13 protein-coding genes and 1 riboswitch are annotated in these 16,779 nt (G+C 35.4%); of the genes, 2 read left to right on the forward strand and 11 right to left on the reverse strand.

Annotated elements, in window-relative coordinates; all coding sequences use genetic code 11:
* Positions 1–185: 185 nt before the first annotated feature.
* Positions 186–647 (reverse strand): Lrp/AsnC family transcriptional regulator, encoded by a 462-nt coding sequence (locus tag ASE40_RS13335; RefSeq protein ID WP_042566180.1) that lies wholly within the window; start codon positions 645–647, stop codon positions 186–188.
* Between the two features lie 157 nt (positions 648–804).
* Between ASE40_RS13335 and metE the strand changes: the two genes are divergently transcribed.
* Entirely contained in the window at positions 805–3,126 is a 2,322-nt protein-coding gene (metE, locus tag ASE40_RS13340) for a 5-methyltetrahydropteroyltriglutamate--homocysteine S-methyltransferase (RefSeq protein WP_057117561.1), read from the forward strand.
* 307 nt (positions 3,127–3,433) lie between these two features.
* Here metE and ASE40_RS13345 read toward each other — a convergent pair whose 3' ends face one another.
* Positions 3,434–4,015, reverse strand: a complete 582-nt coding sequence (locus tag ASE40_RS13345; protein ID WP_057117562.1) for an outer membrane beta-barrel protein — start codon at positions 4,013–4,015, stop codon at positions 3,434–3,436.
* A gap of 149 nt (positions 4,016–4,164) precedes the next feature.
* On the opposite strand from ASE40_RS13345, the gene gldA reads away from it, so the two are divergent.
* Complete coding sequence (gene gldA, locus ASE40_RS13350; RefSeq protein ID WP_057117563.1) at positions 4,165–5,061, forward strand: gliding motility-associated ABC transporter ATP-binding subunit GldA; 897 nt, start codon at positions 4,165–4,167, stop codon at positions 5,059–5,061.
* 176 nt (positions 5,062–5,237) lie between these two features.
* On the opposite strand, the gene ASE40_RS13355 is transcribed toward gldA, so the two are convergent.
* The 9 genes from ASE40_RS13355 to ASE40_RS13395 form a co-directional block, all read right to left on the reverse strand.
* The gene (locus ASE40_RS13355; protein WP_057117564.1) at positions 5,238–6,641 is read right to left on the reverse strand and encodes a pyridoxal phosphate-dependent decarboxylase family protein; all 1,404 of its coding nucleotides are present in this window, start codon (positions 6,639–6,641) and stop codon (positions 5,238–5,240) included.
* Positions 6,642–6,745: 104 nt separating this feature from the next.
* Positions 6,746–7,969, reverse strand: a complete 1,224-nt coding sequence (locus ASE40_RS13360; RefSeq protein WP_057117565.1) for a dicarboxylate/amino acid:cation symporter — start codon at positions 7,967–7,969, stop codon at positions 6,746–6,748.
* Positions 7,970–8,112: 143 nt separating this feature from the next.
* Positions 8,113–8,766, reverse strand: a complete 654-nt coding sequence (locus ASE40_RS13365; protein WP_057117683.1) for a class I SAM-dependent methyltransferase — start codon at positions 8,764–8,766, stop codon at positions 8,113–8,115.
* Between the two features lie 134 nt (positions 8,767–8,900).
* Positions 8,901–9,857, reverse strand: coding sequence for a methylenetetrahydrofolate reductase [NAD(P)H] (metF, locus tag ASE40_RS13370; RefSeq protein WP_057117566.1), 957 nt, complete (start codon positions 9,855–9,857; stop codon positions 8,901–8,903).
* A gap of 168 nt (positions 9,858–10,025) precedes the next feature.
* The gene (gene metH / locus ASE40_RS13375; protein ID WP_082586808.1) at positions 10,026–12,701 is read right to left on the reverse strand and encodes a methionine synthase; all 2,676 of its coding nucleotides are present in this window, start codon (positions 12,699–12,701) and stop codon (positions 10,026–10,028) included.
* A gap of 114 nt (positions 12,702–12,815) precedes the next feature.
* On the reverse strand, positions 12,816–13,070 hold the full coding sequence (locus tag ASE40_RS13380) for a hypothetical protein (protein ID WP_057117567.1): 255 nt from the start codon (positions 13,068–13,070) through the stop codon (positions 12,816–12,818).
* A 64-nt stretch (positions 13,071–13,134) separates the two neighbouring features.
* Positions 13,135–14,139 carry a homocysteine S-methyltransferase family protein gene (locus ASE40_RS13385; protein WP_057117568.1) on the reverse strand — a complete coding sequence of 335 codons (1,005 nt, stop codon included), beginning with the start codon at positions 14,137–14,139 and terminating at the stop codon, positions 13,135–13,137.
* A 303-nt stretch (positions 14,140–14,442) separates the two neighbouring features.
* Positions 14,443–14,559, reverse strand: a riboswitch (SAM riboswitch).
* Between the two features lie 370 nt (positions 14,560–14,929).
* On the reverse strand, positions 14,930–15,982 hold the full coding sequence (locus ASE40_RS13390) for an NAD(P)/FAD-dependent oxidoreductase (protein ID WP_057117569.1): 1,053 nt from the start codon (positions 15,980–15,982) through the stop codon (positions 14,930–14,932).
* A gap of 95 nt (positions 15,983–16,077) precedes the next feature.
* Positions 16,078–16,659: a bifunctional precorrin-2 dehydrogenase/sirohydrochlorin ferrochelatase gene (locus tag ASE40_RS13395; RefSeq protein ID WP_057117570.1), complete on the reverse strand. Its 582-nt coding sequence runs from the start codon at positions 16,657–16,659 to the stop codon at positions 16,078–16,080.
* Positions 16,660–16,779 lie beyond the last annotated feature (120 nt).

Raw genomic sequence — 16,779 nt, forward strand, 5'->3', positions numbered from 1 at the left:
ATAAAAATAAACCACGGATTAAATTGGTTTAAAAGATTAATTGTTTTTGTCTGCCACCAATTTCGCTAATTTCCACAAATCATTGTGCTTAAATTAATTCGTGAAAATTAGCGAAATTCGTGGCAAAAAAATCAAGTAGAATTTATAAAAATCACTTTAATCTGTATAATCTGTGGCAAAAAAAATCAAAACTCTAAAGCCGTACTGTGTTTAATTTCTCCCATAACAAAAATACTGTTCGTGTTTCCGATGTTTTCGATTGTCGATAATTTATTCATCACAAAATCCTGATAACTAGCCATATCTTGTACCAAAATTTTAAGCATAAAATCGTAATCGCCGGCAATATTGTAACATTCTATAATTTCTGGAAGTGCTACAATATCTTTTACAAAATTACTTCCCACATTTTTGGCATGTTCTTTTAAGCGTACATTACAAAAAACGGTCATACCGCGATTCATTTTTTTCTTGTCTAAAAGCGCTACATATTTAGTAATATATCCGTCTCTTTCCAGTCTTTTTATTCGTTCGTAAACTGGAGTAACCGTCAGAAATAGTTTACTCGCAAGGTCTTTTGTATTGATATTGGAGTTTTCCTGAAGGTGTTTGAGTATCAGTAAATCGGTTTTATCAAGGTTTTCCATAGTTTTTTTTACGGCTAAAGGTTCATTAAAGACAATTTCACAGTAAAATAATCTTCAAAATATAAATTAAAAAATACATTTTACTTAAAATAAGCTCAAATTTAAGTATTAAAACCCAATGAAATACATTTGTACAGTAAAAAATACTGAATCAAAAATGAAAACAAACAATTTAGGTTACCCAAGAATTGGCAGCAACAGAGAACTTAAAAAGGCCAGTGAATTATATTGGGCGGGAAAAATTTCTGCAGATGAACTTATTGATGCGGGAAAAGAAATTCGTATTAGAAACTGGCATTTACAGTCAGAAGCTGGAGTAGATTTAATTCCGTCTAACGATTTTTCTTTTTACGATCAGGTTTTAGATTTGACTTTGACAGTTGGCGCAATTCCACAGCGTTATCACGAACTGGCTAAAACAAATTCATCACTTGATTTGTATTTTGCAATGGCAAGAGGCGCGCAAAAAGACGGACAAGATGTTGTAGCTATGGAAATGACAAAATGGTTCGACACCAACTATCATTACATTGTTCCTGAATTCACAAAAAACCAAAAGTTTGAATTGTTTTCAGAAAAAATAATCAATGAATTTAAGGAAGCAAAAGACTTAGGAATTGCGACAAAATCCGTTTTGATTGGACCAATTTCGTACTTGCTCTTAGGAAAAGAAAAAGAAGAAGGCTTCAGCCGAATTGATCTTATTGACGCTTTACTTCCGGTTTATTTCGAAATATTTGAAAAATTACAAGCCGAAAATGCTGAATATATTCAGCTCGACGAGCCTTTCTTAGCTTTGAATTTAACGGATAAAGAAAGAAATACTTTCACGAAAGTGTACAACGAAATCAACAAACGTTTCCCGAATATTAAAATCATTTTAGCGAATTATTTTGACTGCTTCGGCGAGAATTTGGAAACAGCTTTGGCTTTACCAGTTGATACTTTTCATTTAGATTTAGTTCGATGCCCGCTTCAATTAGATGATATTTTAGAATCTGGGAAATTGGCTTCAAACGTAAATCTTTCTTTGGGAGTTGTTGACGGAAGAAATATCTGGAAAAACGATTTCAAAAAATCATTAGAATTAATCAAAAAAGCGACTGATGCTTTAGGCGAAAACAGAATATTAGTTGCACCGTCTTGTTCTTTAATCCACAGTCCGTGCGATTTGGATTTAGAAACTAACGATGCAACTTTAACTCCAGAAATCAAACAATGGCTGGCTTTCGCGAAGCAAAAAATCAACGAAATTGTACTTTTAAAACAATTCGCTTCAAACGAAGTTGACGTTAAAAATTCGGTAGATTATGAGCGAAATGTAATTGCAAACGAAAATCGTAAAACTTCAAAATTAATTCATAATAACGAAGTTAAAGCGCGTGTTGCCGGAATTACAGCTTCTGATGACCAACGTAAAAGCACTTTTGCAATAAGAAGAAAGAGCCAAATCGAAGCTTTGAATTTACCTTTATTCCCAACAACCACAATTGGATCTTTTCCGCAGACAGCTGAAGTGAGAAGCTGGAGAGCAAAATTCAAAAAAGGAGAATTAACAACGGAACAATACAACGATTTAATCGAAAAAGAAACCGAAGCTACGATTCGTTTTCAGGAAGAAACCGGAATCGATGTTTTGGTTCACGGAGAATTTGAGCGTAACGATATGGTGGAATATTTCGGAGAACAATTATCTGGTTTTACGTTTACCAAAAACGGCTGGGTTCAGAGTTACGGAAGCCGCTGCGTGAAACCTCCTGTGATTTACGGCGACGTTTCAAGACCAAACCCAATGACGGTAAAATGGTCAAAATATGCGCAATCTTTGACTCCAAAATGGGTAAAAGGAATGCTTACAGGACCTGTAACTATTTTGCAATGGTCGTTTGTTCGTAACGATCAGCCTCGTTCTGAGACTTGTACGCAAATCGCTTTGGCCATTCGTGATGAAGTTGTAGACTTAGAAAAAGCTGGAATTAAAATCATTCAAATTGATGAGCCAGCCATTCGCGAAGGATTGCCGTTAAGAAAAGAAGAATGGGCAAATTATTTAGACTGGGCTGTAAAAGCGTTTAGAATTTCTGCATCTGGAGTTAACGACGATACGCAGATTCACACTCACATGTGTTATAGTGAGTTCAATGACATTATTCAAAACATTGCCGACATGGATGCCGATGTTATTACAATCGAATGTTCACGTTCGCAAATGGAACTTCTAGATGCTTTTGCCAACTTTAAATATCCAAACGAAATTGGACCTGGAGTTTACGATATTCACTCTCCGCGTGTGCCTTCGAGTACAGAAATGGTGAAATTACTAGAAAAAGCTTCTGCCGTAATTCCTATAGATCAGCTTTGGGTAAATCCCGATTGTGGTTTAAAAACACGCCATTGGGACGAAACCAAAAAAGCTTTAATCGAAATGGTTGCGGCGGCTCAGGAAATGAGAGCCGCAGTTGAGAATCCTGTGAGTTAATACTTTTTATTTAGATTATATTTTTGTTTCAATGCCAGTAAGAGAAGTCGAAAATCTTGTAGTTATGATTTGTTTCGACTTCACTTTTACTGGCATTGTTTTTTAGAAGCAGAAGATTTTTGTTTTCAAAAACACCTTCAGTCCCGCTATACGCTATATCTTTTATGGCGAACCCCGCCATAAAAGTATACCGCTTCTATCGGGGCTAAACCAGAACTTTTTATTTTCAAAAGTTTAAAAATCTCAAACAAAAAAAAAGCATCCGCGATGGCGGATGCTTTCTGAAATTGAATATATAAAACTTAGATTAGAAGTTTTTAGAGATTCCAATATTAAATGTTTGACCGAAGTTAAAGTAGAATTTGTTAACATCTGGACCGTTATTGTCATAACTTAATGTCTCGTATCCTAAACCACCAATGCTGAAGTTTAAACCGAAACCTTTTTGCATATTAATGAAAAGAGCTGGAGTTACACCAACATACATTCCATCTGCTTTAGATTTTGCAAAAGCATTTCCTGGACCATATTCTTTATATTTTGCATTTTGGAAACCTGCTCCCATATCTGCAAAAACAGAGAAAGTTTGGCTTAATGGCATTGTATAACGAACAAATGCACCTAATTTGAATCCGTTATTTTTTTCTTCAGTTACACCATCATCATCATTAGAAGAACTTACAGTAAATTCACCTCCAACTGTCCAGTTTTCGTGAAATTGGTAACCAACTTTTGGAGAAAAGCTAAATTCGTTTACTGTTCTTTCGCTGTTTGCAAATTCAGTTTTTTCAGAAGTGTATCCAATGTTACCACCTACTAAGATTGTTCCTTTTTGCGCATTTGCAAAACTACAGATAGCCAATGCAGCCATCACTAGAATTTTTTTCATGTTTTTGGGTTTAAATTTATTTTAGCATTCCCTTAACAATAACGATGCCGTGAATAAAGGGCTGTTCGATTTTTTTATATTTACTTTAAAAGATAAAATGTAGCAATCGAAACTATTTCTGTTTACTTTTGCAACAAATAAAAAAGTCTATGTCGATAGAAGTAAACAGCATATCAAAAAGTTACGGAGAGCAAAAAGCTTTAAATGGAATTTCTTTTAAAATTGAGAAGGGAGAAATCGTAGGATTTCTTGGACCCAACGGAGCTGGAAAATCTACTTTAATGAAAATTTTGACCACGTATTTACTTGCCGATAGTGGCTCAGCCCTTGTAAATGGTCATGATGTCATGTCAGACACTAAAGCAGTGCAGCGTTCTATTGGGTATCTTCCAGAGCATAATCCGTTACATTTGGATTTGTATGTTCGTGAGTATTTGGCTTTTAATGCCGATGTCTATAACGTGCCAAAATCTAGAATTGAAGAAGTAATCGAACTGACAGGACTGACACCAGAAAGCCATAAAAAAATTGGTAAGCTTTCTAAAGGATACCGTCAGCGTGTTGGACTTGCAAATGCTTTACTCCATAATCCAGATGTTTTAATTTTAGATGAACCAACTACTGGACTGGATCCTAACCAGTTAATGGAAATTCGTAATGTCATCAAAAATGCAGGAAAAAATAAAACTGTTTTTTTATCGACACACATTATGCAGGAAGTAGAAGCGATTTGCGATCGTGTCATAATTATTGACAAAGGGCAAATTGTGGCAGATAATAAATTAGACCATTTAGTTACTGCAAATAAAGAGCAAGTAATTGAAGTAGAGTTTGATTATAAAGTAGAAGAACAGCTTTTAGCTAAACTGCCTAACATAAGTTCTTACGTTAATACCCATGACATGACATGGGAACTGACTTTTGTTACTGATAAAGATATGCGTCCCGCTATTTTTGATTTCGCCAACGAAAATGGTTTAAAAACTCTACAATTGAATCAAAAAAATAAAAACCTAGAAGCTGTTTTTAGAGAGATTACGAAGTAAGTTTTCAGTCCTCTCCCCGATAGCTATCGGGACAGTTTTTCAGAGAAAAGCGGTTAGTTTTAAATAAAACTAGCCGCTTTTTTAATTGACTCAATTCTTAAAATCAACAAATTACATTTTATTTTAGGTAATAACCCGTTTCCTTCAAACAGGCTCTTCTATATTTATATTGACGATTATATTTGTGAAACTATTTCGACCATTTCTTTCATTACAATTTTAATATCATTTTCAGTTGTTCGCCAATTTACAAACGAAGCTCTAATTCCATTTCTATTTTCATAAACTGTCGGCGTCATAAAAACTGTGCCTGTATCATTTAGCCTTGTTAAAAACTCACCAACTTTATCCTGATTTTCATCTCCTTTCAAAGTAAAACAAACATTATTTAATCGAATTGGAGCCATAAGTTCAAAATCGTCAATTTCTATAATAGCATTTCCAAAATGAAGTGCCAGCAAAGTACTTTTTTCAACAATATCACAAAAGCCTTCTTTTCCATAAGCAACCAATGAAAACCAGACTGGTAAAGCTCTTAAACGACGTGAATTTTCTGGAAGAAAATTTAAATAATTAAAGTTCTCCAAAGCATTACCTAAATAAGGAGCATTTGAGTTCTGAAATGTTTCAATCTGCAGGTTTAAGTGTTCTTTTTTTACTAAATAAAAAGCGCTTTCATAAGGCACATTCAGCCATTTATGACAATCAATTGTAATACTGTCTGCGCCTTCCCAGCCTTCAACCAGATGTTTATATTTATCCGAAACTGCAGCAAAACCCCCAAATGCAGCATCAATATGCCACCAAAAATTGTATCTTTTCTTTAAATCTGAAATAGCTTCAAAATCATCAAAATCAGCGGTGTTTACCGTTCCAGCACTTGAAATTAGAATAAAAGTTTTTCCGTTTAATTCTTTTATTTTTTCTTCTAAATCGATAATGTCTATTGCCTCACGATTCCCTTCAATTGTTTTCACAACTGTGTAATTTTGACTTCCAATTCCCAACATCGATAATGATTTTATGGAAGAAGAATGAGGAGTTGCAGTTAAAATATTAATGGGTTCTGAAATTCCGTTTTTAGCAAAATCCTTTCCAAACTGTTTTCCAAACCATTGTCTGGCAACACCTAAACAAGTAAAGTTTGACATGGTTGCGCCGGTTACAAATCCTCCTAAAAAAGCATCTGGAAGTTCTAATAATTGAAGCAGCAAATTAATAGTTTCAAATTCTATCAATGCCGAATTTCCGCCTTGAGATGTTATCGATTGTGTATTTTGATCGTAAACCGATGCCAGCCAATCACCAACAATAGAAGCAGGTGTGGATCCGCCGGTTACAAATCCCCAATAACGAGGCCCTGGAGACGAAACCAATAAAGGTACTAATCTTTCATTAAACTCTTTTAAAGCTTCTGAAGAACCTAAACCTAATTCGTTTAAGTCTCGTTTGGGATCGATTCTGTTTTTATTTGAAGTTGGAATATTCTCCAAATTATTCAAGAAATCAACGCCTTGTTGTTTGGCTTTTTCTAAGATATTTTCAAAATCATTTAGATCGTGTTGTAGTATTGAATTCATATTTATATAATTTTTGATCTCAAACTAATTGACAGGCTGAGCGAAGCCTAAGCCTTTAGTTGAAATAATATATTTACGGTAAAAATGTGGAACTTATAATAACGTTACCATTTCGTCTTCTCAGAGAATCTCGAAACCATCATCGAACAAATTACATCACCATTTGCATTTAACAAAGTAGCAATCGGGTCAACCAAAGTTCCTAAAATCATAGCAACTGGAAGCGCTTGTTCCATCGGAAAACCATAAACGGTTATGGCTAAGATTTCGCCAATATAACCTCCATTCGGAATTCCGCCTTCGACAATTGAAACTACAACTGTTATTCCGAGTGCTAAAAGAATGGTCATAGGATCTGAGAAATCTTTCCCGAACATGGCAAACAAAAAAGTGATTTTTAAAATAGAAGACATACTCGAACCGTCTTTATGCAAAGGCGCTCCTAGCGGAATCACCAAATTACGAACATGTGCCGGAATTTTCATTTTTTCTGCTGCTTCAAGATTGGCAGGAATTGTGGCAATACTGCTGCAAGTTCCTACTGCGGTTAAAGATGGCGTTATGTTATTACTCCAAAAAACTTTAAAAGCTCTTTTTCCGCCTGACACAAGTGCGTATAAACTAAAAAACACAAAAAAGTAAAAGACACAGGCCGCATAATAAACTGCCATAGGTTTTGCATAAACTCCCAACAATTGTGGCCCGAAAACACCAACTTGATAGGCAAAATAAGCTCCCAAACCAATTGGCGCCAATTTCATGATGATGTTTAAAAGTTGTTTCATGACCTCGTTTCCAGAATCGAGAAAACTCTTGAAAGCATTTCCTTTTTCGCCGGACTGCAATGTTGCAAAACCAATTAGAAAAGAAAAAATAATCAATGCCAGCATACTTTTTCGCGACAATAATTCGAAGAAATCATTTGCCGTAAGCAGTTTTGCAATTTGATCTCCTGCAGATCCTGATTGAATTTCCTCAAACGGAACTTTGGCAATAGCGATATCCTCATGAATAGGAAAAAGATAAACGGCGCAAATCATTACAATTGCCGAAATAAGAATTGTCGCCAGAAAGACCAAAACCATAATAAAGAAAAGTTTTCCGAGCTTTTCTGTTCTCTCCAAATTAGCAATCGACGAACCAATTGTAAAAAAGATAAGCGGGATAATGGCCGTGAAAAGTAAGTTCAGAAATATATCCCCAATCGGTTTTATGATCAAAACTTTTTCTCCGAAAACCAATCCAAAAATACTTCCTATTATGATACCTCCAAGAAGCATTAAAATACTGCTGTAACTCTTTAAAAAATTGATTTTCTTAACTTCCATAATTTTAAACGATTATAATTCAGAATGATTAATAAAGAATGAAAGTACTTAAAAAAAGATTGCGAAAATTGATTAGTCATTTTTTATGCCACAGATTAGTAGGATTAAAATGATTTTTTAATCTCTGTGAATCTGGCAAGAAATTATTTCTCTAGAACAATAGTCGTAAAAGCTCTGTCAACCAATTCTCCTGTTTTGCTTTTTACTTTTTCTGTCTGTGTTTCTGTATACACAATCTTAAATGGTGATTTTTCAATTAGTTTCTGCGCTTTTTCTGTGCTGTACAATTCAAATTCGAATTGAGTAAATGGAAGTTTCTTCATAAAATCTTCCTCTGCAAATGTTAAGCAGAAATTTCCATTTGATTTTAAAACCCTGTAAATTTCTAAAAGTAATTTCTCTGGCTCCTGCCAAAAATAAATGGTATTTACCGTAAATATTTTATCGAAAGATTCTTCTTCAAACGGAATTACATTTCCGTCATAAAGTGAAAAGAAAGCTTGTTTTTGAGACACAAAATTTCTGTTAATCTGGCGCGCTTCCTGAAACATCAGCTCGGACATTTCTAATCCATAATATTTTAGTTTTTCCGCCTGTTCAAACAAAAATTCAACATGACCAGCGTTTCCGTGGCCTAATTCCAGAATTTTATTTTCTTTGGAGATATTTAAATTTTGAATTGAATGGCGCGTCATATTGATGTTTGTTTCGTTCATCATATTTGCCATTTCGATTCCTTTTTCTCCCGATGGATTTTTTAATTGAGAGGCTATTGCTTGTAATTCTTCTTGTTTCATGATCTTTAAAGTTAAATTCCAATAAAAAAAATCCAAATTCCAAGCCTTGTTTATCATTGCGAGGAACGAAGCAACCGCATTAAAAAAGCACAAAAGCTAAACAACTTGAGATTGCTTCGTTCCTCGCAAAAACCTTAAAAAACCTGACTCGCTATCTGGCGGATATTCTCAGATTTTCCCATTGAATAATAATGCAAAAACGGAACTCCCGCTGCTTTTAATTCTAATGACTGCTGAATTGCCCACTCGATTCCGACTTGTTTGATTTCAGCATTATTCTTGCATTTATCTACAGCATCGATCAAATCTTCTGGAAGATCAATTCTGAAAATCTGCGGTAAAACCTGTAAATGTCTTTGAACAGCAATAGGCTTAATTCCAGGAATAATCGGAATTGTGATGCCCATTTCTCTTGCTTTTTCTACAAAGGCAAAATATTTTGAGTTGTCAAAAAACATTTGCGTTACTACGTAATCTGCTCCTGCGTCAACTTTTTCTTTTAATCTTTTTAAATCTGATTGTAATGATGGTGATTCTAAATGCTTTTCAGGATAACCTGCAACTCCAATACAAAAATCGGCTTTATTATCAACATCCATTACTTCATGAAGATATTTTCCGCAATTCAAATCATTAATTTGTCGAACCAAATCGATTGCATAATGATTTCCTCCCGCTTTTGGTGTAAAAGACTGCTCATCTTTCATTGCATCTCCGCGAAGTGCCATTACATTATTGATTCCCAAATAATGACAATCAACCAGCATATACTCGGTTTCTTCCTGTGTAAATCCGCCGCAGAGCAAATGCGGAACAGTATCTACATTGTATTTATGCTTTATAGAAGCGCAAATCCCAAGCGTACCCGGACGCATACGAGTTAGTTTTTTATCCAAAAGTCCGTTACCGCGATCAATGTAAATATACTCTTCGCGAGAAGTTGTTACATCAATAAACGGCGGTTTAAACTCCATTAAAGGATCGATATTATCATACAATTCCTGAATGCTTTTCCCCTTTTGAGGTGGAATAATTTCAAATGAGAATAATGTTTTTCCTTTGGCGTTTTCTATATGCTCTGTTACTTTCATTTTTTAAGTTATGGGTTATGAGTTAAGTGTTTTGAGTTTTTAGTTCGTGTAAAAAATCTGAAATCAAAAACTTAAATCAATCTTTTTATTTGTTTCATGTTTCAGGTTTCAGGTTTCAAGTTATCCTAAGCAACTTGAAACCTGAACCTGAAACAAAAATAACTTTCGTTAATCTGCAATATTAGGATTTAACCATTTCATGGCATAATCTGTTGGAACGTTGCGTCGTTTGGCGTAATCTACTACCTGATCTTCTTTTATTTTTCCTAGTCCGAAGTACCTGCTTTTTGGGTTTCCAAAATAGTATCCCGAAACCGATGAAGCCGGCCACATCGCCATGCTTTCTGTAAGCGTCACTCCAATTTCTTCAGCTACATTCAAAAGCTTCCAAATCGTTGGTTTTTCCAAGTGATCTGGACAAGCTGGATAACCTGGAGCTGGACGAATTCCTTTATAATTTTCTTTAATTAATTCTTCGTTTGTTAGCGATTCTTCTCTATCGTAGCCCCAAATTTCTTTACGTATTTTTTCGTGAAGATATTCGGCGAAAGCCTCAGCAAAACGATCGGCAAGTGCTTTTACCATAATCGAATTGTAATCGTCTAAATTCTTTTCATATTCCGCTGCCCATTCATCTACACCAAAACCTGTTGTTACGCAAAAAGCTCCCATGTAATCCTCTATTCCGCTTTCTTTTGGCAGAATAAAATCGGCTAAAGCAATGTTTGGTGCACCTTTTGTTTTTTGCGACTGCTGGCGAAGTGTTAAGAATTTTTCCAGTACTTTTCCGTTTTCGTCACGTAATTCGATATCGTCATCATCGACCTGATTGGCAGGAAAAATTCCGTAGATACCTTTTGCTTTTAATTTTTTCTCTTCTAAAATCACCTTCAACATCGACTGAGCATCGTTAAACACAGATGTTGCTTGTTCGCCCACAACCTCATCGGTTAAAATCGCAGGATATTTTCCGTACAATTCCCAAGTTTGAAAAAACGGTGTCCAGTCGATATATGGAACCAAAACATCTAGTTCTATTTCGATGGTTTGTGCTCCTATTACTTTTGGTTTAGTTGGCGTGTATTCAGACCAATCCAATTGTAATTTGTTTTTACGGGCATCTTCAATCGTCAAGAAGTTTTTATCTCTTGAACGATTTAAAAATGTTTCTCTAAAAGAATCGTACTCTGCACGAATATCTGCCGCATATATTTTTCGGTTATGATCTAACAGGTTTCCTGCAACCGTAACAGCACGCGAAGCATCGTTTACGTGAATTACCGTTTCTCTATACTGAGGCGCAATTTTCACAGCAGTATGCGCACGCGAAGTTGTTGCCCCGCCAATCATAATCGGGATTTTAATATCTTGTTTGTCTAATTCTTTGGCCAGATACACCATTTCGTCAAGCGAAGGTGTGATCAGTCCGCTTAATCCGATAATGTCTACATTATGCTCAATCGCCGCTGCAATAATTTTTTCTGGAGGAACCATAACTCCAAGATCTACAATCTCGTAATTGTTACAAGCCAAAACTACCGAAACGATGTTTTTCCCAATATCGTGAACGTCACCTTTTACAGTTGCCATTAGGATTTTTCCGTTTCCTTGTTTATCTCCAGCTTGTTTGCTTGCTTCAATAAATGGCAATAAATAAGCAACTGCTTTTTTCATTACACGAGCCGATTTTACCACCTGAGGGAGAAACATTTTTCCGCTTCCAAATAAATCTCCAACCACGTTCATTCCCGTCATCAAATTGATCTCGATAACTTCAATTGGTTTTGTTGCTGCCAAACGGGCTTCTTCAACGTCTTCCTCAATAAAAGCATCAATTCCTTTTACCAATGAATGTGTAATACGCTCCTGAACCGTTCCAAAACGCCATTCCTGAACTACTTTTTCATCGCTTTTTGCTTCACCTTTTACATTTTCTGCAAAATCTAAAAGTCGTTCTGTAGCGTCGTCACGTCTATCTAAAATTACGTCTTCAACGTGTTCTAATAAGTCTTTCGGAATATCATCATAAATCGTCAACATTTCGGGATTTACGATTCCCATCGTCATTCCATTTTTAATGGCGTGGTATAAAAACACTGAGTGCATCGCTTCACGAACGGTATCATTTCCTCTAAAAGAAAACGAAACGTTACTTACCCCACCGCTGATATGTGCATGAGGCAGATTCTCGCGAACCCATTTTGTTCCTCTAAAGAAGTCCAAAGCATTTAAGCGATGTTCTTCCATTCCCGTTGCAACTGGGAAAATATTCAAATCGAAAATAATATCCTGCGGAGGAAACCCTACTTTGTTCACCAAAATATCATACGAACGCTGACAAATCTCCACTCTACGGTCGTAATTATCGGCCTGACCAACTTCGTCAAAAGCCATAATAATCGCCGCCGCTCCGTAACGTTTGATTAATCTAGCGTGGTGAATAAAAGCTTCTTCTCCTTCTTTTAACGAAATCGAGTTTACAACGCTTTTTCCTTGTACTACTTTAAGACCTGCTTCGATGATTTCCCATTTCGAGCTGTCGATCATAATCGGCACTCTCGAAATATCTGGTTCTGCAGCAATTAAATTTAAAAATTTAGTCATTGCAGTAACACCGTCAAGCATTCCTTCATCCATATTAATATCGATGATCTGCGCTCCTCCTTCTACCTGCTGTCTTGCAATATCAAGTGCCTCGTCATATTTCTCTTCCTTGATTAATCTTAAGAATTTTCTTGAACCGGTTACATTCGTACGTTCCCCAACGTTCACAAAAACACTTTCAGGCGTAATAATCAACGGTTCTAATCCTGATAATACAAGGTCTCTTCTTTTTTCTGTCATTTTTTTTAAAGTTACTAAGATTCTAAGATGCTTAGATTCTAAGTTTTTTTATTCTCTATTTGTGTTCCTGCAAGGTTTTTAAAACCTTGTAGATTTGTTATTGATTTTTAATCACTAAAAAATATGTTTCTCAAATCCTCCATTGAACACCTTTTCGATCCATAACCTAAATTCTAAATTTGTCGTAATATGATATATTTCACCATTACTTTCTATTTTGAATTTTTCGTTATTATCAATCTTACTTTTAATACTTTTTAATTCAGATACACAATATAAATATGGATTCATCGTATCATACAAATTTGAATTTAAAAAAGCTTTAAATACTTCCCCATCTTCTGAATAAACAATATGCTCTCCATCCATTTAATAATATTTATCATTTACATTCATACCTACAAGGTTTTGAAAACCTTGCAAGAGCGAAACTTTAGGCAATAACCGGCGCTACTCTCGGCTTATAATCCTTCGCAACCTCAGCCATTAATCGAATATGATCTGGAGTTGTTCCGCAGCAACCTCCAATAATATTAATCAAATTATCCTCTAAATATTCTTTAATAAAAGCCTGAGTCTGTTCCGGTGTTTCATCGTATTGTCCGAATGCATTTGGCAATCCTGCGTTTGGATGTGCTGAAACATTAAAACTTGTATTATGTGCTAATGTTTTTAAATACGGTTTCAGCAAATCGGCTCCAAGGGCGCAATTGAATCCTACACTTAATAACGGAATATGCGAAACTGAAATCAAAAACGCTTCAACTGTCTGCCCAGAAAGTGTTCTTCCTGAAGCATCCGTAATTGTTCCTGAAACCATGATCGGAATATCCAGATTACGTTCTTCTTTTACTTCTTCGATTGCAAAAAGTGCTGCTTTAGCATTTAAGGTATCAAAAATCGTTTCTACTAAAAGTAAATCGCATCCCCCATCCATTAAAGCTTCTGCTTGTTGTTTGTAAGCAATTCGCAAATCGTCGAACGTTACGGCTCTGTAACCTGGATCGTTTACGTCTGGTGACATACTTGCCGTACGGTTTGTTGGTCCGATTGAACCAGCTACGAAACGAGGCTTTTCTGGATTTTTTGCGGTAAACTCATCAGCTACTTGTCTTGCGATTTTTGCTGATTCGTAGTTTAACTCGTAAACCAAATCTTCCATATGATAATCGGCCATACCGATTGTCGTTCCTGAAAAGGTATTGGTTTCTACGATATCTGCACCAGCTTCGTAATAAGCAGCGTGCACATCGCGGATCGCCTGTGGTTGTGTTAAGGATAATAAATCGTTGTTTCCTTTTAATGGATGTGGAAAATCTTTGAAACGCTCTCCTCTAAAATCTTCTTCGGAGAAATTATAGCGCTGCAACATTGTTCCCATTGCTCCGTCAAGGATTAGGATATTTTTCTTTATTGCTTCTTGTATCGTAATTGCCATATCTTTTTTTCTTTAGCTTCTAAGATACTGAGGTTCTAAGATGCTAAGTTTTTTTATTATGATTGTGAAGTTTAACCTTCGATATTTTTTTTACACTAATTCCAAAAGTGCAATATTGCATGCTAATTAGCCCCGATGGAAGCAAATATCCTTTTATTCTGGGGTTCAGAATAAAAGATATTTGTGTACAGCGGGAACTATTGACTGCAAAAATGCACCAATGATTCGCTCCTGATACAGAATCTGTTTCAGTAATTATTGTAAGTTGTCAGGAAAAGTTTGAGAAATACGAGTTATGTATTTGTGTTATCTATCTTTAATACTGGAAAATGTCGTATAAAGTAGAATTTAGCACCTTCTTTATGATAAAGGGTTGCTAAGGTTTCATTGGGTCTATCCCTCCGCCTTTCGTGATAACTAACAGTAATTTTAAGAACAGTGCAAAGGTATGAAATAGGCTTTCGATTTGCAAATGTTTTTTTCTAAGGTTCTGAGAGGCTAAGTCGCTAAGGTTCTAAGTTTTTCTTTTAGGATTTTTAATTTAAACAATCGAGCTCCAGAGGAGCGCAATATTTATAGAAAACAATTTACCAACTCAACAAAAGCTCCAGCGGAGCGACATATATTTCGCTCCGCTGGAGCTTTATTCATGAAATGCGCATTTCTTATCTACAAATATTTCATCCCTCTGGGATTTTTTATGTCAATAAAAAAGCCCAAACTAAAAGTTTGAGCTTTTCTATATAAAGAATCTTAGTCCCTTAGAACCTTAGTATCTTAGCACCTCCAATTAAACTATCGCCTTAACAACTGCTTTTGGAGCTTCTTTACGAGTTCCGTCGAAACCGTCTACACCAGAAACTGTTGTATATTTTAATACATACTTTTTACCTGGATTGATGATTCCGTAAGCAGCTTGACACATTAAAGTTGCTTCGTGGAATCCGCAAAGGATTAATTTTAATTTTCCTGGATATGTGTTTACGTCTCCAATGGCAAAGATTCCCGGGATATTTGTCTGGTAATCTAGTGCATTGTTTACTTTGATTGCATTTTTTTCGATTTCTAATCCCCAGTCGCCAATTGGACCTAATTTTGGAGTTAATCCGAAAAGTGGAATGAAATAATCACACTCGATTTTACGGTGTGCTCCGTTTTCTTCGATATCTAATGATTCAACGTGTTCAGCTCCATTGATTCCGATAACTTCTGCCGGAGTGATTAATTTAATTTTTCCAGCGGATTTTAATTCCTGTACTTTTTCTACAGAATCTAAAGCTCCTCTAAATTCGTTTCTTCTGTGAATTAAAGTTACTTCTGAAGCTACATTTGCCAAGAAAATACTCCAGTCTAGTGCTGAATCTCCTCCTCCTGCAATTACAACTCTTTTATCTCTGAATTTCTCCGGATTTTTGATGAAGTATTTAACTCCTTTATCTTCATAAAACTCGATATCTTCAATAAGTGGTTTACGAGGCTCAAAACTTCCTAAACCTCCTGCGATTGCGATAACTGGCGCGTGAAATTTAGTTCCTTTGTTTGACGTTACAATGAAACTTCCGTCTTCTTGTTTTTCGATTGTTTCTGCACGCTCACCTAATGTAAAACCTGGCTCAAACTGTTTAATTTGCTCCATTAATCCATCAACTAGATCTCCTGCCAGTACTTCTGGAAATCCTGGGATATCATAAATTGGTTTCTTTGGATATAATTCTGAAAGCTGTCCTCCTGGTTGAGGCAGAGCATCTAATATGTGGCATTTTAATTTTAATAATCCTGCCTCGAATACGGCAAATAAACCTGTTGGGCCTGCTCCAATTATAAGTATATCTGTTTTAATCATTATGTTGTTGTTTATAATCATTCTTAATAGTGCAAAGAAACGAATAATTTATTCTACTGACAATGATTTTTATCATTCATTTCTAAGCGATATTTTTACTCTCTATTTTTGAGTGAAGCGGTGATTTCATTCATCTTCTTCACTTTTTCTTCAAAATTGCCTTTTAAGGTTCTCCTGTATTCATTTAGGTTTTCTACCATTTGATTAATATCGTCGGGAATTATTTCTTCGAAAAATTCTCTTAGCCTTTTGGCAGTTGTCGGCGATTTTCCATTGGTCGAAATGGCGATTTTCACATTTCCTTTCGTAACGATGCCTCCTAAATAATAATCACATAAATCCGGCGTATCGGCGATATTGCAAATCAAATAACGCTTTCTCGATAAATCGTAAACTCTTTTATTGACTTTTAAATCATCTGTACAGGCAATTACCATGTGACGTTTTTTGAGCATTTTCTTTTTAAACTTTGCTTCCGTCAATTTAATTGATGGATGCTTTTCTGCTAAAATTTTAATTTCTAAATGAAAATCGGGCGCTACAACCTCAACATTTGCATTTGGACTCGATTTTAACAAAAAAGAAAGTTTTTCCAGACCTACATTTCCGCCGCCCACAATTAAAACATTCAGATTGTGAAGTTTTAGAAATATTGGATATAATTCGTTTTGTTCCATGTTAATCATTTTTCATCTATTCAAAATTAGATGATTTACCAATCAGATGTTCCTAATAGAACATTTTATTGGGAACATTTTTTATTCTACCGATGAAATGTTCCTAACGGAACAATCTCT

This window comes from Flavobacterium sp. Root935 (assembly GCF_001429295.1).
GTDB lineage: Bacteria > Bacteroidota > Bacteroidia > Flavobacteriales > Flavobacteriaceae > Flavobacterium.

Coding starts and splice junctions, on each gene's coding strand:
- ASE40_RS13335 (WP_042566180.1), bottom strand. CDS start 647: ATGGAAAACCTTGATAAAACCGATTTACTGATACTCAAACACCTTCAG.
- metE (WP_057117561.1), top strand. CDS start 805: ATGAAAACAAACAATTTAGGTTACCCAAGAATTGGCAGCAACAGAGAA.
- ASE40_RS13345 (WP_057117562.1), bottom strand. CDS start 4,015: ATGAAAAAAATTCTAGTGATGGCTGCATTGGCTATCTGTAGTTTTGCA.
- gldA (WP_057117563.1), top strand. CDS start 4,165: ATGTCGATAGAAGTAAACAGCATATCAAAAAGTTACGGAGAGCAAAAA.
- ASE40_RS13355 (WP_057117564.1), bottom strand. CDS start 6,641: ATGAATTCAATACTACAACACGATCTAAATGATTTTGAAAATATCTTA.
- ASE40_RS13360 (WP_057117565.1), bottom strand. CDS start 7,969: ATGGAAGTTAAGAAAATCAATTTTTTAAAGAGTTACAGCAGTATTTTA.
- ASE40_RS13365 (WP_057117683.1), bottom strand. CDS start 8,766: ATGAAACAAGAAGAATTACAAGCAATAGCCTCTCAATTAAAAAATCCA.
- metF (WP_057117566.1), bottom strand. CDS start 9,857: ATGAAAGTAACAGAGCATATAGAAAACGCCAAAGGAAAAACATTATTC.
- metH (WP_082586808.1), bottom strand. CDS start 12,701: ATGACAGAAAAAAGAAGAGACCTTGTATTATCAGGATTAGAACCGTTG.
- ASE40_RS13380 (WP_057117567.1), bottom strand. CDS start 13,070: ATGGATGGAGAGCATATTGTTTATTCAGAAGATGGGGAAGTATTTAAA.
- ASE40_RS13385 (WP_057117568.1), bottom strand. CDS start 14,139: ATGGCAATTACGATACAAGAAGCAATAAAGAAAAATATCCTAATCCTT.
- ASE40_RS13390 (WP_057117569.1), bottom strand. CDS start 15,982: ATGATTAAAACAGATATACTTATAATTGGAGCAGGCCCAACAGGTTTA.
- ASE40_RS13395 (WP_057117570.1), bottom strand. CDS start 16,659: ATGGAACAAAACGAATTATATCCAATATTTCTAAAACTTCACAATCTG.